Raw genomic sequence first — 18934 nt, 5'->3', positions numbered from 1 at the left:
AGCAGATAACAAGACAGCGGATGTCATGTTTGACGGGCTGAACGAAGAATGCTGGTTTGCAGTTGTAATTACATCACCGACAAGGAAATCAGGGACGTCATCACTGAACTCCTCGATCAGGACTGTTGGCAGCTCATCGTTCCCGCCAAGGTTTATCACGCTATGGAAAAGCGCGGCCGTTGCTGCGGCTGTTTCCCGAATGTCGTTGATATCATTATACAGACAACCGAGGATTATCATGCCCGTCGCCACTCGACGGAAGCGGAAATATTTGATTTCATGTCCCGCCTGAAAAAATTCCATGAAGACAACAGGAGAGCGGACATTGAAAGGCGACAAAAAAGTCATCGAGCGGCTTAACGAGGCGCTGTTTCTCGAGCTTGGTGCAGTCAATCAATATTGGGTTCATTATCGACTCCTCGAAGACTGGGGCTACACCAAACTCGCCAAAAAGGAGCGCGCAGAATCCATAGAGGAAATGCAGCACGCCGATCGCCTCGTTGCCCGCATCATCTTCCTCGAAGGTCATCCCAACCTGCAGACGCTGGCGCCGCTGCGCATCGGCCAGAATGTCAAGGAAGTGCTGGAAGCCGATCTCGCTGGCGAATACGACGCCCGCACGGCCTACAAGAAATCCCGCGACATCTGTCACGATGCCGGCGACTATGTTTCGATGAAGCTGTTCGAAGAGCTCTTGGCGGACGAGGAAGGCCATATCGATTTCCTGGAAACCCAGCTCGAACTCCTCGGGAAGATCGGCGAAGCCAAGTATGGCCAGCTCAACGCCGACTCCGCCGATTCCGCAGAATAGCTGACGCTTTGCAGAACCGGCCGCTTTCGCGGCCGGTTCTCTTGTAATCAGTCCTCGGCTTTCAGGCCCGCGAGATGGCTGAATTCCGAGACGACCCGCTCATAGACCGATCGCTTGAAGGCGACGATGAGTTCGGGTAGCGCCTCCATTGGCTTCCACTCCCATGCATCGAATTCCGGCTCATGGCCGCCCGGCGGCGGGTTGATGGCGATCTCGCTTTCGTCGCCATCGAATCGGAAAGCAAACCAGCGCTGCGTCTGGCCGCGGTATTTTCCCCTGAGGCCGATGCCGATCAGCTGCGGCGGCAGATCGTAGTTGATCCAGTCTTTCGCCTCCGCCAGCAGGGTCACGGTTTTCATACCCGTTTCCTCGTAGAGCTCGCGATAGGCGGCTTTCAATGGATCTTCGCCCTCGTCTATTCCCCCCTGCGGCATCTGCCAAAGCTGCGGCGAGCCGTCGTATTCGGAATTGCCGTCGGGAATGCGGCGCCCGGCCCAGACCAGACCATCCCGGTTCAGGATCATGACGCCGACACAGGGGCGGTAGGGCAGGTCTTCAGCTCTCACGGGCGCGTGGGGCGTGCTCATCTTTCTCTCCAGCGATCAGGGATGTTTCGGGTCTTCGGCAAGCGCCGAGACAGCAACGATTTCTATGCCGCGCATGGCGGCTTCCTCACTCCATTTGCCGATGGCGTCGACGCTTTCATCGAAGGCGGAGGCAACGCCGATCGCCGAACCGTTGCGGCGGGCAATGCGCTCCAGCTCATCGAGCTTCTTCAGGATAGCATCCTGCTGCAGCTCTCCATCGAGCTGGATATCGGCAAAGGCATGCGGCACTTCCAGCGTTTTCGACAGCATTCCGGATTTCGATTGTGCCGATGAGCCATCATCGAGGAACAGCAGGCCGCGTTTGCCGACGTCGCGCAGCACCGGTTCCAGCGCATTGGGATTGGCAAGGAAGCGGCCGCCGAGATAGTTCATGACGCCGGTATAATTGGTGATCTTGCCCATTGCCTTATGCAGGTTGTCGATATTCTTCGCCGACGACAGCGAGGTCAGCAGCGTATCCGGGCCGGGATTGTTGCTGGGATAATCAAAGGGCTCGAAGGGCACCTGGATAAGGATCTCGTGGCCGCTGCGCCTTGCTTCCTGCATCCAGCGCTGCAGGCTGTTGCCGCTGGCGGCAAAGGCGAGCGTGATTTCCTCCGGCAGCTTTTCGATGGCGCGCTGGGTGCCCGTCTGGCTGAGGCCGAGGCCGCTGACGACGATGGCTATGCGCGTGCCGCGGGTACCGGACCAGGGTCGCGCATATTGATCCATCGGTCTAAGCCCGCTCGGCGCGGTGATCGGCAGCTTGCCGAAGGGCGAATCCTCCAGCAGGCTTTCGTTCGGCGTCGCCGCCATGCGCGGATCCTGGCCCACCTGATTGGCGTTGATCAAGACCGGGCCGCTGCCGTCGCGATTGCCGGGGCTGAACATGGTGACGACCGAACCGTCGTCGGTGACGACGCGCGTCGTATTGGCGCCGGATTGCGGATCGACCTGGGTCAGGGTCGATTGGCCGTTCGGCGTCGCCTTGGTCTCGGCTTGCGGCGCTGGCTCTTCCTTCTTTGCGGCCTCGATCGGCCGGGTTTTCTGAAGCTCGTCGCGCTGCAGCGCGGAATAGAGGGAGAAACAGGCAATCGCGATCAGACAGAAGCTGCCGAGAATGCGCCCAAAGGGTGGAAGACGCCGCTGGCGGCCGGGGCGGCGATTCTGTCCCAACGGTGCATGCAGATCCGTTCCCAAAGTTCCTATCCACCTCAAGCGGAAAACTGAATCGGCGCCGGGCACTCTCTCCCCCGCAGCCGAGCGGCAAGATGCCCGCAACACTCAAAGTTCCAAAACGTGAACAAAGCTGTTTTGAACAAGGCCGATGTCATCCGGCCAAGGGGAGCGGACCAACGCAAATGCTGCTCCCTCCTTCATGAAAGCGCCGGGTCTGTTTCCAGCCCGGCGCCATCCCCTTACTTGGAGGAAACTGCCTTTTCCGGGTTCGGCGGGAAGGCCGGATCGGTCTTGGCGCCGCGCAGAAGGTCGAGCGCATAGTTGAGCTGGAGATCGTCCTTCGGGTCCGGCGGCACATAGGCCGAAGAGCCGGAGCCCTTGTCGGTTTCGCTCTGGCCCTTGATGTGGCCCGGCAGGCTGGATTCGCCTTCCGTCGTCAGCTTGCCCTTAAGGTCATCCGGCAGCGGCTGGTCGACCTTGATGTCAGGCGTGATGCCGGTGCCCTGGATCGAACGGCCCGAGGGCGTATAGTAGAGTGCCGTCGTCAGGCGCAGCGCGCCGTTGCCGTCGCCGAGCGGAATGATCGTCTGGACAGAGCCCTTGCCGAAGGACTGCGTGCCGAGGACGGTGGCGCGACGCAGATCCTGCAAGGCGCCTGCGACGATTTCCGAAGCGGAAGCCGAGCCGCCGTTGGTGAGCACGATGATCGGCTTACCGTCGGTCAGATCGCCGGGAGTGGCGTTGAAGCGGCGGGTTTCGTCCGGATTGCGGCCGCGCGTGGAAACGATCTCGCCACGCTCGAGCACGTCGTCAGCGACATTGATCGCCTGGTCGAGCAAGCCGCCCGGGTTGAGACGCAGGTCGAGGACATAGCCCTTTAGCTTGTCGGCCGGAATATCCTTCTTGATCTTCGCGATCGCGGCTTCGAGATCCGGCGTTGTCTTTTCCGTAAAGGAGATGATGCGGATATAGCCCACATCGCCGCCTTCCTCGCGCGACTTGACGGCGGCGACGGCGATGACGTCACGAACAACGGTAAGTTCGATCGGCTTGTCGACGCCCTTGCGCATCAAGGTGAGCTTAATCGGCGTCTTGACCGGGCCGCGCATTTTCTCGACGGCGTCTTCCAGCTTCAGGCCGCGAACGGACTGGCCATCGATCGCGGTGATGTAGTCGCCGGCAAGAACGCCGGCCTTGGCGGCGGGCGTGTCGTCGATCGGGGTGATGACCTTGACGAGGTCGTTGTCCATCGTCACTTCGATGCCGAGACCGCCGAATTCACCCTTGGTCTGGGTGCGCATGTCTTCGGCATCCTTAGCATTCATATAGCTCGAATGCGGGTCCAGAGAGGTCAGCATGCCGTTGATGGCGGCTTCGATGAGCTTGTCTTCCTGCGGCGGCGTCACATACTGCGCGCGGACGCGCTCAAAGACGTCGCCGAAAATCGACAACTCCTTATAGGTGGAAGTGCCAGCGGCTTCCGCCGGCGCTACCGCCGAGTAGATAACGCCCATCGCGGTCGCACCCATCAATGCGCCGACGAGAACAAGAGAAGCCCTACGTATCATTGCGTGCCTTTCCAGTGTCTTTGGAGGTCCACCAGGGCCGGGAATCGACTGGTTTTCCATCTTTTCGGAATTCAATGTAAAGCGTTGGCCGATCCGTTTCCAGCGCCAATGCGGTCGCGCTCGCGACTCTTTTTTGGCCCATCGTGGCGAGCGGCTCGCCGGCGAAGACAAATCTGCCTGGGCGCGTCTTGATCGCGTCCATTCCCGACAGCACCATGTGGTAACCGTCACCCGTATCCAGGATGATCATCTGACCGTAGCTGCGAAACGCGCCGGCATAGACAACCGTGCCATCGGCAGGAGCCGTGACGAGTGCTTCCGGACCTGTCGCAATGGTCAACCCCATCGCCGTATGACCGGTACCGTCGTCGTCGCCGAACTGGCGGAGGGTATCGCCCGCCACGGGCAGCTCCAACTTCTGTTTAAGGTCCGAGAAGGGATATGCGGGCGTAATGCGGTTTTTATCGGGCACACCGTTCTCGGCCAGGGCTTTCGCCTGCTCGCGCTGCTGTTCGGTCATTTGCGCCCGGCGCGCCTCTTCCGCACGCGCGGCAGCCGCAGCGTCGCGTACCGAGCCGATCTGGCTTTCCAGCGAGGCGACGAGTCCTTCCAGGCTGGTTGCCTGGCTCGCCAGTTCCTCGGCGCGTTTGCGCTCGGCGCCGAGCTGGGCGGCATTCTCCTTGCTGTGCTTGTCGTTTTCGGCAATCAGCAGATCCATGCGCCGCTCCTCCTCCAGACTGTTGGTCATGGTGGCGGTGAAGCTCGCCTTTTCGGCGGCCGTGTCGGCATGCAGCTTGCTGAGATCCGTGAGATCGGCGATGAGCTTGTCCGTCTCCTTGCGCATACCGGGCACGACGGCGCCGAGGAGAATGGCGCTGCGCACCGAGGCGAGCGCATCGTCCGGCGTCACCAGCAACGCTGGCGGCGGGTTGCGGCCCATGCGCTCAAGAGCGCCCAGCACCTCGGCCAGCAGGGCGCGGCGGTCATGCAGGGAAGCGCGGATCTTGCCTTCCTTGACGGCAAGGCCCGTCAGCGTCTTCTCGCTCTGCTGGATCTTGCGGTCGAGTTCCTTGCGGCGGGCGGCGCTGTCGATCAGCGCCTGGCGCAGGCTGTCGGTACTCTTGTCGAGAGAGGCGATGCTGTCTTCCAGCTCTTTCGTCTTGCCGGAGGAGAGATTGATCGTCTTCGACAGTTCATCCAGCTGAGCGCGGGTTTCGTCGCGCTTGCGAGCGAGATCCGCTGCCGGGTCGGGCGCTTCTTGCGCTGGCGGCACCGATGCGGTCATCGCGGCGCGATCATCTGGCGCCTGGGGTGCAGTGCTATCGGCCTCCTGTGCCACGGCCGCGCTCAGCAAAGGGAAAAAGGCGGTCATATAGACGCCCACACCGAGACATGCCGCCAGGGGTGGCAGCAGAAGACGGGAAAGCATGGGCTGGGCTTTTCTCATCCAGTCGGTTCGGGCCTGGTCCCTTCGGATCGCGTGAAAATAGGCTGATTTGCCGCGATCAGCTAGGAAGCATCGTCATTTTCAGGGCGAGAATCAAAACACGCCTCTGTGAGCGTTTCGTTAACGCAAAAAGCCCGAAAGCCAAACTGTTTTCGAAACGGGATGGGACGGTTACACCCTGTGGTAGGGATGGCCGGAGAGGATGGTGACGGCGCGGTAGAGCTGCTCGGCGATCAGGATGCGGACCAGCTGGTGCGGCCATGTCAGCTTGCCGAGGCAAATGGTCAGATCGGCCTTTTCGTAAAGGGACGGGTCCAGTCCGTCGGCGCCGCCGATGGCGATCGTCAGGTCGCGCTTGCCCTGATCTCTGTATGTCCCGAGCATAGCGGCGAAGGCTTCGCTGTCGAGCGCCTTGCCGCGTTCGTCGAGGAGAATGAGGACGCCGCCTTCCGGATGGGCCTTTTGCAAGAGACCCGCCTCTTCGCGCTTGCGGGTCTCGCTATTGGAAGCGCGGCTTTCGGCAACCTCGGTCATGCGCGCCAATTCCAGGCCGATCGCCGGTCCGGCCTTGGCGAAACGGTCGAGATAGCGAGCCGCAAGATCCTTTTCCGGGCCGGCTTTCAGCCGTCCCACCGCAAAAAGACCTATCCGCATTCCCGCTCCCAAGCCTATCCGCCGTCATGGCGGCACAAAACGAAACTCCTGCCGGAAGCTCATGTCCGGCGATGTAAAGCTGCCAACCGGGGCCGGGAAAGCGTTCCGGGGTCGGTTAGTGCAGCGTGCCTTCGTCGAGATCGGGTGCTGCCCACATCTTTTCGATGTTGTAGAACTCACGGATCTCGGGTCGGAAGACATGAACGATGATGTCGCCGGTGTCGATCAACACCCAGTCGCCGCCATCAAGACCCTCGACGCGGGCAGTGCCGAAGCCCTCGTCCTTGAGATCGGTCATGAGATGGTCGGCAATCGCCAGGACATGGCGGTTCGATCGGCCGGAGACGACGACCATGTAGTCTCCAAGCGCGGATTTGCCAGCAATGTCGATGGTGACGATATTTTCGGCCTTGGAATCCTCGAGGCTTGCGAGGACGGCTTGCAGGGCGCGGGCAGCGGCATCGGCGCCACGTTCCGAGCTCTTCGGGATAACGACAGGCGTTCTTCCCTTGGCGTGTACTGTTGTCAGTGCTCTTCCTTCCTTGAGTAACAGAACATGCACGGAGGTGATCTGAGTCGATCACCCCGTAAAGATAGGCATCAAAGCATTAAGGTTTCAAGACGCCAAAGGCCATCTTAGGGCGTTCAGGACAAGGATTTGTGTCCGACTAGGGCTCTTTCGCACCAGATATGGGTAAATATTCGCGCCGCGGGCCAAAAATCAGGCTTCCGGGCTCACGCCGTCGACAAGAAGGAGATTGCGGGTGAGGGCCCTGTCGCGGATGTCGAGCGCAGTTGCGTATTCCGGCGAGCGATACCAGGCTTTGGCCTGCTCGATGTCGGGAAACTCCACGATGACGAGGGCTCGCGGCGACCAGTTGCCCTCCAGTTGTTCGATCGGACCGCCGCGGACCAGATAGCGGCCGCCATAATGGGCTATGGAGGCGGCAGCGCGGGTCCGGTAGGCCTCGAAAGCTTCGGCATCCCTCGCCGTGACGTCGGAGATGATATAAGCCGGCATAGTGTCTCCCTTCCACGCGAAGCCGAATTCCCGCGCAATCCCGCTTGGGCCTCGGTTTGCATGCGGACGCATCTTTTATATCGGAGATCAGATAGGCCGGTGTCGCCGCTCGTCCATTCCCGCCGGCATATACAGGCAGGCGACCGCCGCTGCGCGTTTCAGCTCGAATTGACCTGAAATCTGAATCCGCGCTAGCATCAAATAGATAGAGCATGATGTCATCCGAAAATCGCTTACAGTTTTCGGCATCGTGTTCCCGGTAAACCAAACCGTTACAGATGCCATGACAAATGCTCCGCAACCGCCCTTGAAGCCTATTCTCCGGATCAGTTTTTCGGGGCAGGATCGGCTCGGGCGCGGCAAGATGGAGCTTCTCGAACATATACAGGAGACCGGCTCGATCTCGGCCGCCGGCCGCGCCATGGACATGTCCTACCGCCGGGCCTGGCTGCTCATCAGCGAATTGAACCATATGTTCCGCGAGCCTGTGGTGGAGTCGCAGCGCGGTGGGCAGAAGGGCGGCGGCGCGGCCCTGACGCCGTTCGGCGAGGAGTTGCTGCAGCGTTTCCGTGGCATGGAAACGACGCTGCGGGCGGCAATAGCCGACGATCTCAACTGGCTCGAGGCCAATCGCAACCCCGCTAAGGCTTCCCAGGAAAAATCCTGATCAATGTTCGAGCGCCACGGTCTTGATAACAGCATGGATCGGTAGGCCGATGCGTAATCCCAGCCGCTCGGCGGAGAATTGCGTGATGCGTGCAAGCACCGCGTCGCCGCCGCAATCGATCCTGATCTCCGCCGTTCCGTCCGCGGCCGCACCGATCCCCAGCACTTCGCCGTCGAGGATATTGAGGGCGCTGAGACCTTCTGGCCGCGTTGTCGCCAGCATGACGTCGCGGGCGGGGATATGGACGCGCACGGTCTTGCCGATAGCGACGGCCTGACCCGGCACCACCAGTTTCGCCGTCTTCAGGGCAATAACGGTCAGATGATGCTGGTCGTCCACCGACTCCACGCGGCCTTCCAGCAGTACACCGGCTTCGCGGCGATCGGCCGCCAGCGGGCCGGACAGCTGGCTGAAAATATCGACGGCGGCGCCGATCGTCTCGACCTTGCCGTCACGCATGACGACGACGCGGCTGGCGAGGCGTGCCACCTCGGCCATCGAGTGACTGACATAGATGATCGGGATCTTCGTCTCGTCGCGCAGCCGCTCGAGATAGGGCAGGATTTCCGCCTTGCGGGCTTCGTCGAGGGCGGAAAGCGGCTCGTCCATCAATAGGAGGCGCGGCGAGGAAAGCAGGGCGCGCCCGATCGCGACGCGCTGCTTCTCGCCGCCGGAAAGTTTTGCTGGCCGGCGATCGAGAAGAGCACTGATGCCAAGGAGATCGACGACGCCGTCAAAGCTTTCACCGCGCTCGCTTTTGGGCGCAAACCAACGGCCGTAATTGAGGTTCTGTCGTACCGAAAGATGCGGAAACAGGCGTGCTTCCTGAAAGACATAGCCGAAGCGGCGGTGGTGACGCGGCACGAAGACCTGCCTGCTGGTGTCGGCAAGTACGGTATCGTCGAGGCTGACATGGCCGTGATCAGGGCGCGTGAGGCCGGCAATGATGCGGACGATCGACGTCTTGCCGGAGCCAGAGCGGCCAAAAAGGGCCGTCACGCCGCCATCGGACGTGAAGGCAGCCTCCAGCGAAAAGGCGCCGAGGCGGTGGCGGATATCGACCGAAAGCGTCATTCGAAATCCACCCTCCGTCCGGCGAGATAGGCAAGGAATTCAGAAGCGAGCAGCGCTGCCATGGAAATGACGATGGCGACGATGGTGAGCCGCATGGCGCCGGCATCGCCGCCCGGAACCTGGGTGAAGGTATAAATGGCAGACGATAGCGTCTGCGTCTCGCCGGGAATATTGGAGACGAAGGTGATGGTGGCGCCGAACTCGCCCATGGCCTTGGCGAAGGAGAGAATCATGCCGGCGATGATCCCGGGCAGGATCAAGGGCAGGGTGACCGTCAGAAAGGTCCATATGGGGCTGGCGCCCAATGTGCCGGCGGCTTCCTCCAGCTTGCGGTCGACGGCTTCGATCGACAGGCGGATGCTTCGGACCATCAGCGGGAAGCCCATGACGCCGCAGGCAAGTGCGGCACCCGTCCAGCGGAAGGAGAAAACGATACCGAGATATTGATCAAGCAAAGATCCGATCGGCCCCTTGCGGCCGAAGAGGATGAGGAGGATGAAGCCAGTAACGACGGGCGGCAGGATCAGCGGCAGATGGATGATGCCATTGAGGACCGATTTGCCCCAGAACCGACCGCGTGCGAGCAGGAGTGCGGCGACAATGCCGAAGGGCAGGCTGACCAGCATGGCGACGATGGAAACCCGCAAGCTCAGCTCTATCGCCGTCCATTCGTCGCTGCTCAGACCCAACGCTTCCAAATACCCGCCCCCTTAAACATCTCAGGCTCGCCACGAGCCTGCGAGCCTGATGGCTTGAACTTTTCATGCCTGACTTGCGGTGATGACGCTCACTGCTTCAGGATCGTGAAGCCCTCGTGCTCGAAGAATGGAACAGCCTTAGCCGATTTCAGAAAGTCGAAATAGGCTTGTACATCCGCGTTCTTGCTGCTGCTGGTGATGGCGATCGGATAGACGATCGGCGGGTGGCTGTCGGCCGGGAAGGTGCCGACGATGGCAACGCCCGGATCGGCCGAGACATCGGTCTGATAGACGATGCCGTAAGGCGCTTCGCCGCGCGAAACCAGCGCGAGGGCGGCGCGCACGCTTTCGGCGCCGGCGATCTTCTTTTCGACGGAAGCCCAGATGCCAAGTTTTTCCAGCGCCGTCTTACCGTATTTGCCAGCCGGAACCGATTCCGGCTGGCCGATCGCTAGGCGGCCGTCGCCGAGCAGGCCGGCCAGGTCCAAGCCCTGCTTGATTTCGACGGGCTTCGCCTTGTCCTTGGCGGCAACGAGAACGAGCTTGTTGCCTAACAGGTTGACGCGGCTATCGTCCTTGATCAGCTTCTTGCTGGCAACATAATCCATCCAGTTTGTGTCGGCGGAGATGAAGACATCGGCCGGTGCGCCGTTTTCAAGCTGTTTGGCGAGCGGGCCACTTGCCGCATAGGAGACGGCGACTTCCTTGCGGGTTTCCTTGGTGAAGGCGGCATCGGCATTATCAAGTGCGTTTTTCATGCTAGCGGCGGCAAAAACCACGATCTTATCGGCGGCGAATGCCGGCACAGGCGCGCTCGAGAGGCCCAGCCACGCGGCGGAAAGGGCGGCGGTTGCAAGCTTGATCCATCGGCGTCGGCTGGTGGCCATTTTATTCTCTCCAAAGATATCGACATATTTCGACAGATATAACGACGCGCGAGGCTTGACTAGGGATGTATTTACAAAAATACATCGCGATGTGATCGTGTAACCTTACGAATTCTATGGATTTTCCGTGGCGCAGCGCATATGAACGATCTTGGGCATTGCAAAAATGCATGACTGGATTTGCCCAGTGGATTGGCGAACGCTCACGAAGCAAGACTTAACGTTACGAAACGTGGGGTCCCGTGCCATTCTTTCGCCGAATTAAGTTCGACACTGAAAATCAAATCCTGAGAAATTGGAAAAGAAGCGTTTTTTGGGCAGAAAATTTTCAGAGACATGCGTCTGTTGCATTGCTGCATTGCGCAATCGGCCATTTATCTGTCGGTAAAATCTGCTAAAACATAATCATCGAAACGGCAATCTCCTCCTCCCAATGCCGTTCGATATGGATCAGCAACTCTCCTCCTCCCAGTTGCTGATCAGGTTCAAAAGCCCGACGCACCTCCTCCCGCGTCGGGCTTTTATTTTTAAACTCTTCCTAAAAATTTTAGCCAGGAATTTGGATCGATTATTGTGCGTCGCGCAGGGCTGTCGAGCTGAGCGCCGAGCGCGGTCCGTGAATGAAGGTCCAGGCCGGCGCCCGCTTCTTCCAGAGCACGCGGGCGTCATCCTCGTCGACGCGGGCGTAATGGAAGGTCTTGGCCATCTTGGCCGAAAGATAGGATAGCGTCGATCCCGGCCGGTCAATGACGGCAATCGGGAAGGTGCGGGCGATTTCCTGCCATTTCTGCCAGCGGTGAAACGTATTCAGGCTGTCGGCACCCATGATCCAGATGAAGTGGACATGACTGTTGCGTGCCTTCACATGCGCCAACGTGTTGGCCGTGTAGCTCATGCCCAGCGTCTGCTCGAAGGCGGTCACCTTGATGCGCGGGTCGTGGAGAAGCCGTTCGCTGAGCGTGATACGTTCGGCGAGCGGCGCCAGATGATTGCGGCTCTTTAGCGGGTTGCCCGGCGTCACCATCCACCAGAGCTGATCGAGGCCCAGCCTTCGGATGGCGATCTCGGCCACGAGTGCGTGGCCTTCATGCGGCGGATTGAAGGATCCCCCGAAAAGACCAACCACCATGCCGCGCTCGGCATGGGGCATGCGCAGATGGCGTTGATCGACCTCTTCCTTCAGCACGTCAGGGCCGTATCTGTCCGGTGCCGCGAACGCGATATTTGAAAGAGGTGAGCTGCTCGACGCCAACAGGCCCGCGCGCGTGCATCTTGCCGGTGGCGATGCCGATTTCAGCACCCATGCCGAATTCGCCGCCATCGGCAAATTGCGTCGAGGCATTGTGCAGCAGGATCGCCGAATCGATCTCGGTGAAGAAGCGTTCGACAACACGAGGATCTTCGGCAATCACGGCTTCGGTATGGTTCGACGAATATTTGCCGATATGGTCGATTGCTCCGGAAATGCCATCGACCAGCGCGACGGAGATGATCGCGGCCAGATACTCCGTCGTCCAATCCTCTTCCGTTGCCGCTTTGAGGCCGGGAACGATCTGGAGGACATCGGCGGAGCCGCGGATTTCGCAGCCTGCCGCGGCAAGGCCGTCGAGCAGCGGCTTCAGATGGGTGGAGGCAACCTTCTTGTCGACCAGCAACGTTTCGGCGGCACCGCAAATACCGGTGCGGCGCATCTTGGCGTTGACGACGATGGATTTCGCCATGTCGAGATCAGCCGACGCATCGATGTAGATGTGGCAAAGGCCCTCAAGATGGGCAAAGACCGGCACGCGCGCCTCGGTCTGCACGCGTCCGACCAAACTCTTGCCGCCGCGCGGCACAATGACGTCGATATTGCCTTCGAGGCCGCGCAACATGGCGCCGACGGCGGCGCGATCGCTGACGGGCACGAGTTGGATAGCATGTTCCGGCAAGCCGGCAGCCTTCAATCCTTCGACCAGGCACTCATGGATCGCCTGCGAGGAGCGGCGCGAGTCGCTGCCGCAACGCAGGATCACGGCATTGCCGGCCTTGAGGCACAGTGCGCCGGCGTCGGCGGTCACGTTCGGCCGGCTCTCGAAGATGACGCCGATGACGCCAAGCGGCGTGCGGACGCGCTCGATCTTCAGGCCGTTGGGGCGGTCCCAGGCGGCGATGACTTCGCCGACGGGATCGGCGAGGGCAGCAATGGCGCGGATGCCTTCGGCCATTTCGGCGACGCGCTTGTCGTTCAGAGTCAGGCGATCGACGAAGGAGGCGAGCATATCGGTGCCTTCGACGTCTTTCAGGTCCTTGGCGTTCTCATTGAGGATATGATCCTTTCGGGCCAGAATGGCATCCGCCATGGCATTCAGGGCCTTGTTCTTGCTTTCAGTCGACGCGAAGGCCAACGGTCGCGACGCAGCCCGGGCCTTGCGGCCGATATCATTCATCAGCGCATCGATGTCGGGGCTTTGTGCGACAGTATCAAGCATGAGCTTCATCCTTCTTCGATTTCTCGGCCTTCGCCTTGACGGAAGCGGTCATGACGAGGTCGTCGCGATGCACCATGGCGGTGCGGCCGGCATAGCCGAGGATCGCCTCGATCTCAGCTGATTTGCGGCCGGTAATCTGGCGGGCCTCTTCGGCGTCGTAGCCGACAAGGCCGCGGGCGATCTCGCGGCCGGAGGGCCCGATGACGGCAACGGTATCACCGCGGCCGAAATGGCCGACGACGCGGCGCACACCGGCGGGCAGCAGGCTCTTGCCGGCGCCAAGCGCGGTCACCGCGCCATCGTCGACATGCAATTCACCGGCCGGCTGCAGCTGACCGGCGATCCAGGTCTTGCGAGCGGTAACGGGTGTGCCTGACGGCGCGAACCAGGAGGAGCGGGCGCCGCTTTCGATCGCGTTCAGCGGCCGGTCGGTCTTGCCCGATGCGATGATCATGGCGCATCCGGCACCGGTTGCGATCTTGCCCGCGTCGATTTTCGTGCGCATGCCGCCGCGCGAAAGTTCCGAGGCGGCACCGCCGGCCATGGCCTCGATCTCGGGCGTGATCTCGGCGATCGTATCGAGGAATTTCGCCTGGGGATCGAGATGCGGTGGGGCGGTGTAGAGGCCGTCAATATCCGACAGCAGCACCAAAAGGTCGGCGCCGGTCATGGTGGCGACGCGAGCGGCGAGGCGATCATTGTCGCCATAGCGGATTTCGCTGGTCGCGACCGTATCGTTCTCGTTGATGATCGGCACCGCGCCGATCTTCAGGAGCTGGTTGATGGTGGCGCGGGCGTTGAGATAACGGCGACGCTCTTCAGTGTCGCCGAGCGTCAGCAGGATCTGGCCGGCGACGATATTGTCATGTGACAGGCTTTCCGACCACGCGCGGGCCAGCGAAATCTGCCCAACCGCCGCCGCTGCCTGGCTTTCCTCCAGCTTCAGCGCTCCGGAGGGCAGGTCGAGCACGGAGCGGCCGAGCGCGATCGCGCCCGACGAAACCACCAGCACATCGATGCCCTTGGCTTTCAGTGCGGCGATATCCGCACACATGCCGTCGAGCCAGGATTTCTTCAAGCCGGTCTTGCGATCGACGAGAAGGGCAGAGCCGATCTTGATGACGATGCGGCGGTAGCGATCAAGCGGCTTGCGGGCAGTCATCCCTGATGATCCCCGTCGTCACTACGGCGATCATCCTCGCCCGCATCGTCGGAAAGCTGCATGTCCCGGTGCCGCAGCTTCGGCGTTTTCGTGGGCTTATCCGCTTCGCCGGCATTGGCTTCGACAATCACGTCGCGCAGCGCGCGCAACACTTCCGTCATGCCGCGTCCGGTGGCGGCGGAAATCTGGAAGGGCGTCTTGCCGCAGGCCCGCGCCAGCTCGCGCGTCTTCTTCTTCAGCGTTTCCTCGTCCAGCACGTCGATCTGCGAGAGGGCGACGATTTCCGGCTTGTCCGTGATGTCGTTGCCATAGGCTTCCAGCTCATGCTTCACGGTCTTGTAGGCCTTGCCGACCTTCTCTTCCTGAGCGGAGACAAGATGCAACAGCACGCGGGTGCGCTCGACATGGCCGAGGAAGCGGTCGCCGATGCCCACACCTTCGTGGGCGCCTTCGATCAGGCCGGGAATATCCGCCAGAATGAATTCCTGGCCGTCGATGGTGGCAACGCCGAGATTAGGGTGCAGCGTCGTGAAGGGATAGTTGGCGATCTTCGGCCGCGCACGGCTGACGGCTGCAAGGAAGGTCGATTTACCGGCATTCGGCAGACCGACGAGGCCGGCATCGGCGATCAGCTTCAGCCGCAGCCAAAGGGTCTTTTCTTCGCCCGGGAGGCCTGGATTGGCCCAGTCCGGCGCCTGATTGACCGAGGATTTGAAATAGGCATTGCCGAAGCCGCCATTACCGCCGGCGGCCAGGCGGAAGCGTTGGCCCTCTTCCGTCAGATCGCAGATCAGCGTTTCCTGGTCTTCTTCGAAAATCTGCGTTCCCACCGGCACTTTCAGCGTCACGTCATCGCCCTTGGCGCCGGCGCGGTTCTTACCCATGCCGTGCATGCCGACCTTCGCCTTGAAGTGCTGCTGGTAGCGGAAATCGATCAACGTATTCAGGCCGTTGACGGCCTCGACCCAGACATCGCCGCCGCGGCCGCCATCGCCGCCATCCGGGCCGCCAAACTCGATGAATTTCTCGCGGCGGAAGGAGACGCTGCCCGCGCCGCCATCGCCTGAGCGAATATAGACTTTTGCTTCATCGAGAAATTTCATCGTACGTCCGTCACCCGGTGTCGGCGCATATCCCTTCGGATCGAATGGGATTCACAAAAGCCTATGCGCTCTTTTCAATATCTGCCGCTCCTTCTGCATCCAAAAGACACATCGGGCGGCCGTTTGCCCGTTATGTCGCCTTCGATATAGGCGCTTCGGGCTGAGGTCAAAGAATATCGTGCGGTTCCAGTGCCATAAAGAGGCGGAACTGCATGATTGGTATGACAGCCATCGCCGGACGAGCCGGCGATGGCCTGTTCTCAGGGCCTTAGGCCGCCTGCGAGAGCCGCAGCGCGCCCGGCTTCAGCATGGTTTCGATATGCGGAACCATGGTATTGCGGGCAAAGCTGTAGATCTCCGAGCAACCGGTGATCTCGAAGCCGAGCTTCTGCTGCAGCTTGAGCGATGCCGGATTGTCGGCGAAGACGCCGGAATGAACGGCGACTTCGGGCATGCGGCGGGCAAAACGTTCGAGCGAAGCCTTGACTGCTTCGGTCATGATACCTTGCCGCCAGTAGAAGCGGTTCAGCCAGTAACCGAGGTGCCAGCGGCCGTGGCGAAGCTCGATGCCGACACAGCCGATATGGGCATCATCCCGCTCGGAGATGGCGAGCTGCCAATCGACACCGAGGCCGGAGGTGTGCTCGATCAGCCAGTCGAGCGCATCCTGCCGGTCATAGGGCGCGGGAACGCGGGCCAGCATGCGGGTGACGGCGAAATCCGAAAGCGATTCCGCAATCATATCGGCATCGCTGAGCCGGTGCGGGCGCAGCGTCAGTCGGCCGGTCTGGATGACCGGCGTCGGCCCGGGCATCAGGGTCCGGGCATCGCGGCGGGTGAGGGCGAGAGCGTTCATCTCATGCCTCCCCAGCTGCGCAGCGAGATCCAGGTCTTGCGGTCGAGCCGGTACCATTCGACCGGCACGGTGCTGCCGAGCGCCAGCGATGCGGCAAGGCCGGATCCCTGGAACTGGAAGCCGCACTTCTGCACGACGCGCCTGGAGGCGACGTTCGTCACCCGGCAACGGGCATCGATCTGCGCGACGTTCTCACGCGTGCGGAAGACCATGTCGATGAGGGCATGGGCCGCTTCCGTGGTGTAGCCCTGGTTCCAGTAGGGCTCGCCCAACCAGTAACCGATCTCGACCGTGTTCGGATCGCCAGTGGGCTCGACCCCGCAGCAACCGAGAAAGGCGCCGTTGTCGGCTTTGGTAATGGCATAGACGCACTTGCCAATCTCGCCAAGCTTCGTGCGTCGCACGAAATCGGCGGCATCGGCGTTCGTATACGGGTGCGGCATACGCGATACCATTGTGGCGACATTGGCGTTGTTGGCGAGATGGGCAAGGGCGTCGATGTCTTCTTCGTGGGGCGCGCGCAGAACGAGCCTTTCCGACAGTAAGACAGGGCAATCGGTCCTTAACCTATCCGGCCTCAGCCGTTCTTCGGGAGACCTCGATTGGCCTTCCCTTAACAATTCGCCTTGCATGGTTCAGTCCTCCTTGGTTGAGGGTAAAGAAAAAGGGGAGATGGCGCCCCATCTCCCCTGTTTTCTGGACTGAACCTGATGCGGTCAGCCGGGTCGATGAGACGCCGGCTGTTTTAGAGCGCTACCGGCTTATTCCGCTGCTTCCGCTTTCGGCATTACAGACACGTACACGCGGCCATTGGCCTTCGTACGGTAATTCACGTTACCCGCCGTAAGCGCAAAAATCGTGTGATCCTTGCCGAGGCCGACATTGGCGCCCGGATGCCACTGCGTACCGCGCTGACGCACGATAATGTTACCTGCGATGACGGCTTCGCCGCCGAACTTCTTCACGCCAAGGCGCTTGGATTCGGAATCGCGACCGTTGCGCGAGGAACCGCCAGCTTTTTTGTGTGCCATTGGAGTTCTCCTTTAAACCTTGATCCCGTTACTTACTTGGCAGCCACGATGTCCGTGATGCGGACAACCGTGTGATGCTGGCGATGGCCGCGCGAACGCTTCGAGTTCTGACGACGGCGCTTCTTGAAGGCGATAACCTTCTTGCCGCGGTTGTGCTCGACCACTTCGGCCTTGACGGAAGCGCCCTTGACGAAGGGAGCACCAATCGCAGCGTCGGCGCCTTCGCCGATAACGAGGACTTCGGTGAATTCTACGGTGTCGCCGGCCGTGACTTCGAGCTTCTCGATGGTCAGCACGTCGTTGGCTGCCACACGGTACTGCTTACCGCCGGTCTTGATGACTGCGAACATTTTTTATCCTTTCATGTTCGTTCCGGCTCTCTCGACCAGAGGACGAGCGGCCGTCTTTTTATCAGTCGAAACTTAGCAGGGATTCCAAAGGCTTGAGCCCTCAAAAAATTCTGCCGGTGAAACCCTGCGCGAAGCAGGGTGGGCAAGGTGCGGACTTATCCACACCTATTGCGTCGCACGGGATATATAAGCGCCCCTGATCTGTCAAGGCGAAAGGATGAAAAGCTTTCATATTCGCCCTTGCCATCCTCCTCTTCTGTCGCTATGAGACAGCCCGCGCTGAAAAACGCGCCGACCAGCATAACCGGAGAGGTGGCAGAGTGGTCGAATGCACCGCACTCGAAATGCGGCATACCTGCAAGGGTATCGTGGGTTCAAATCCCACCCTCTCCGCCACGTTTTTCCTTTAGGATCAAGCTATTGTGGCATGACTACTAGCTTGGTTCAGGCGACTTTTGAGCGAAGTGTCGGCATTTTTCATCAGAGAGCCACGACCCCGGCACTAAACGGGTCTGCGCCGTAGTATTCAACGGCTCCGGTCGCCGAGACAAGCGCTATGGCAATACCCGCCTGATTCGCTCGTGGTGCCATCTTGCTTGCGAGATTGCGCGTTGTAGTCGTGTATGGGACCACCGCGATGTTAATCTCACCTTCTCCTGCCCTCGCAAGGAGTTGTCCGGCTGCCTCGTGCAGTCCCTTCCGCAGACGAGACACCTGCCCGGCGTGACGTGAGTTTATGATGCCGCCCTTGCATTCTGCAATAACTGGGCAGCCTCCGATCGTCGCGACGACGTCACCCTTTCCAGGACTTACATGAACCTCAAGAGTTAGGTCGCCGTTCATATACCGACCAGCATGGCTCGTCGTTCCCCAGCCCTTGTGCCAGGTGAAGCCGTGCATCATCAACCAAGCTTGAATCTCGAACCGCTTGCCGTGCTCACCGTCTGGACGAACGTATACGTTCTTAGCGCCGCGAGAGAATAGAGCATTGCAAAGGCGAGCATGACCGCCGCTTCGCTCATATGTCGCTCTGTGCTGCCGTCGGCTTTAGACAGTCTCTTCTCTGGAGACTCCTTTTTGAGGATGAGATGCTGCAGCTCTACAAAAGCCATCGATGCTCTTCCAAAGTTAAACTTTCAGACCTTTGTGTTCTTCTAAAAATTCGAGGACTTCATTCAATGCGTGAATAATCTGAGGCGATTGGCGCCGAATGCGTAGTAGCCAGATGATAGAATTTGCGGTGAAACGTCCGTCGTAGCCGGATAGCTTCTCTTACGGCGTAAACTCATAAAATTGCTTGTCGTTTATGGTCGGCTCTGATTCAAGGCTTCCAACTACGGAGGCCTTTGATGACGCGTCGCCGCTACG

The 18934-nt window shown here is 60.4% G+C and carries 22 protein-coding genes and 1 tRNA gene; 4 read left to right on the top strand and 19 right to left on the bottom strand.

The features are described from left to right. Positions 1-48 precede the first annotated feature (48 nt). Both FHT84_RS27425 and bfr read left to right on the top strand, forming a co-directional pair. Positions 49-360, top strand: coding sequence for a (2Fe-2S)-binding protein (locus tag FHT84_RS27425; RefSeq protein ID WP_112339845.1), 312 nt, complete (start codon positions 49-51; stop codon positions 358-360). After that, positions 326-811, top strand: coding sequence for a bacterioferritin (gene bfr, locus FHT84_RS27420; protein ID WP_069611399.1), 486 nt, complete (start codon positions 326-328; stop codon positions 809-811). The genes FHT84_RS27425 and bfr overlap by 35 nt, the downstream gene beginning before the upstream one ends. A gap of 47 nt (positions 812-858) precedes the next feature. Here bfr and FHT84_RS27415 read toward each other — a convergent pair whose 3' ends face one another. The 7 genes from FHT84_RS27415 to FHT84_RS27385 all read right to left on the bottom strand — a co-directional run bounded on the left by FHT84_RS27415 (position 859) and on the right by FHT84_RS27385 (position 7267). Then, positions 859-1398, bottom strand: a complete 540-nt coding sequence (locus FHT84_RS27415; protein ID WP_112339844.1) for an RNA pyrophosphohydrolase — start codon at positions 1396-1398, stop codon at positions 859-861. Between the two features lie 15 nt (positions 1399-1413). Next, entirely contained in the window at positions 1414-2598 is a 1185-nt protein-coding gene (locus FHT84_RS27410) for a divergent polysaccharide deacetylase family protein (protein WP_183765283.1), read from the bottom strand. A gap of 218 nt (positions 2599-2816) precedes the next feature. Then, entirely contained in the window at positions 2817-4145 is a 1329-nt protein-coding gene (locus tag FHT84_RS27405; RefSeq protein ID WP_112339842.1) for a S41 family peptidase, read from the bottom strand. Continuing rightward, the gene (locus tag FHT84_RS27400) at positions 4135-5574 is read right to left on the bottom strand and encodes a murein hydrolase activator EnvC (protein WP_246698650.1); all 1440 of its coding nucleotides are present in this window, start codon (positions 5572-5574) and stop codon (positions 4135-4137) included. Before FHT84_RS27400 ends, FHT84_RS27405 begins: the two co-directional genes overlap by 11 nt. 189 nt (positions 5575-5763) lie before the next feature. Next, positions 5764-6246 carry a 23S rRNA (pseudouridine(1915)-N(3))-methyltransferase RlmH gene (gene rlmH, locus FHT84_RS27395; RefSeq protein WP_113250829.1) on the bottom strand — a complete coding sequence of 161 codons (483 nt, stop codon included), beginning with the start codon at positions 6244-6246 and terminating at the stop codon, positions 5764-5766. A 115-nt stretch (positions 6247-6361) separates the two neighbouring features. Beyond that, a complete protein-coding gene (rsfS, locus tag FHT84_RS27390) occupies positions 6362-6808 on the bottom strand; it encodes a ribosome silencing factor (protein WP_112339839.1) in 447 nt (148 codons plus the stop codon). A gap of 159 nt (positions 6809-6967) precedes the next feature. Then, the gene (locus tag FHT84_RS27385; RefSeq protein ID WP_112339838.1) at positions 6968-7267 is read right to left on the bottom strand and encodes a DUF1330 domain-containing protein; all 300 of its coding nucleotides are present in this window, start codon (positions 7265-7267) and stop codon (positions 6968-6970) included. A 283-nt stretch (positions 7268-7550) separates the two neighbouring features. Between FHT84_RS27385 and FHT84_RS27380 the strand changes: the two genes are divergently transcribed. After that, positions 7551-7934, top strand: a complete 384-nt coding sequence (locus FHT84_RS27380) for a winged helix-turn-helix domain-containing protein (RefSeq protein WP_112339836.1) — start codon at positions 7551-7553, stop codon at positions 7932-7934. Here FHT84_RS27380 and modC read toward each other — a convergent pair whose 3' ends face one another. From modC to rplU, 11 genes are all read right to left on the bottom strand, one after another. Next, the gene (gene modC, locus FHT84_RS27375) at positions 7935-9008 is read right to left on the bottom strand and encodes a molybdenum ABC transporter ATP-binding protein (RefSeq protein WP_183765286.1); all 1074 of its coding nucleotides are present in this window, start codon (positions 9006-9008) and stop codon (positions 7935-7937) included. Beyond that, positions 9005-9706, bottom strand: a complete 702-nt coding sequence (gene modB, locus FHT84_RS27370) for a molybdate ABC transporter permease subunit (RefSeq protein WP_112339834.1) — start codon at positions 9704-9706, stop codon at positions 9005-9007. Before modB ends, modC begins: the two co-directional genes overlap by 4 nt. A gap of 89 nt (positions 9707-9795) precedes the next feature. Further along, positions 9796-10593, bottom strand: a complete 798-nt coding sequence (gene modA / locus FHT84_RS27365; protein ID WP_169646304.1) for a molybdate ABC transporter substrate-binding protein — start codon at positions 10591-10593, stop codon at positions 9796-9798. A gap of 568 nt (positions 10594-11161) precedes the next feature. After that, complete coding sequence (locus FHT84_RS27360; protein ID WP_245430224.1) at positions 11162-11743, bottom strand: nicotinate-nucleotide adenylyltransferase; 582 nt, start codon at positions 11741-11743, stop codon at positions 11162-11164. A 37-nt stretch (positions 11744-11780) separates the two neighbouring features. Further along, positions 11781-13064, bottom strand: coding sequence for a glutamate-5-semialdehyde dehydrogenase (locus tag FHT84_RS27355; RefSeq protein ID WP_183765292.1), 1284 nt, complete (start codon positions 13062-13064; stop codon positions 11781-11783). Further along, a complete protein-coding gene (gene proB, locus FHT84_RS27350; RefSeq protein WP_113250832.1) occupies positions 13057-14226 on the bottom strand; it encodes a glutamate 5-kinase in 1170 nt (389 codons plus the stop codon). Before proB ends, FHT84_RS27355 begins: the two co-directional genes overlap by 8 nt. Then, positions 14223-15329, bottom strand: coding sequence for a GTPase ObgE (gene obgE, locus FHT84_RS27345; RefSeq protein WP_113250833.1), 1107 nt, complete (start codon positions 15327-15329; stop codon positions 14223-14225). Before obgE ends, proB begins: the two co-directional genes overlap by 4 nt. 268 nt (positions 15330-15597) lie before the next feature. After that, positions 15598-16185 carry a GNAT family N-acetyltransferase gene (locus FHT84_RS27340; protein ID WP_183765295.1) on the bottom strand — a complete coding sequence of 196 codons (588 nt, stop codon included), beginning with the start codon at positions 16183-16185 and terminating at the stop codon, positions 15598-15600. Then, positions 16182-16817, bottom strand: coding sequence for a GNAT family protein (locus FHT84_RS27335; RefSeq protein WP_112339828.1), 636 nt, complete (start codon positions 16815-16817; stop codon positions 16182-16184). Before FHT84_RS27335 ends, FHT84_RS27340 begins: the two co-directional genes overlap by 4 nt. A gap of 129 nt (positions 16818-16946) precedes the next feature. Beyond that, positions 16947-17216, bottom strand: coding sequence for a 50S ribosomal protein L27 (rpmA, locus tag FHT84_RS27330; protein ID WP_112339827.1), 270 nt, complete (start codon positions 17214-17216; stop codon positions 16947-16949). Between the two features lie 32 nt (positions 17217-17248). After that, positions 17249-17566, bottom strand: a complete 318-nt coding sequence (gene rplU, locus FHT84_RS27325; RefSeq protein WP_028753733.1) for a 50S ribosomal protein L21 — start codon at positions 17564-17566, stop codon at positions 17249-17251. A 306-nt stretch (positions 17567-17872) separates the two neighbouring features. On the opposite strand from rplU, the gene FHT84_RS27320 reads away from it, so the two are divergent. Further along, a tRNA-Ser gene (locus FHT84_RS27320) sits at positions 17873-17962 on the top strand. Positions 17963-18468: 506 nt separating this feature from the next. On the opposite strand, the gene FHT84_RS27315 is transcribed toward FHT84_RS27320, so the two are convergent. Then, entirely contained in the window at positions 18469-18678 is a 210-nt protein-coding gene (locus tag FHT84_RS27315; protein WP_183765298.1) for a hypothetical protein, read from the bottom strand. Positions 18679-18934 lie beyond the last annotated feature (256 nt).

This window comes from Rhizobium sp. BK289 (genome assembly GCF_014193575.1).
Classification (GTDB): Bacteria; Pseudomonadota; Alphaproteobacteria; order Rhizobiales; family Rhizobiaceae; genus Rhizobium; species Rhizobium tropici_C.
This window is presented reverse-complemented; position numbering and strand designations above follow the sequence as displayed.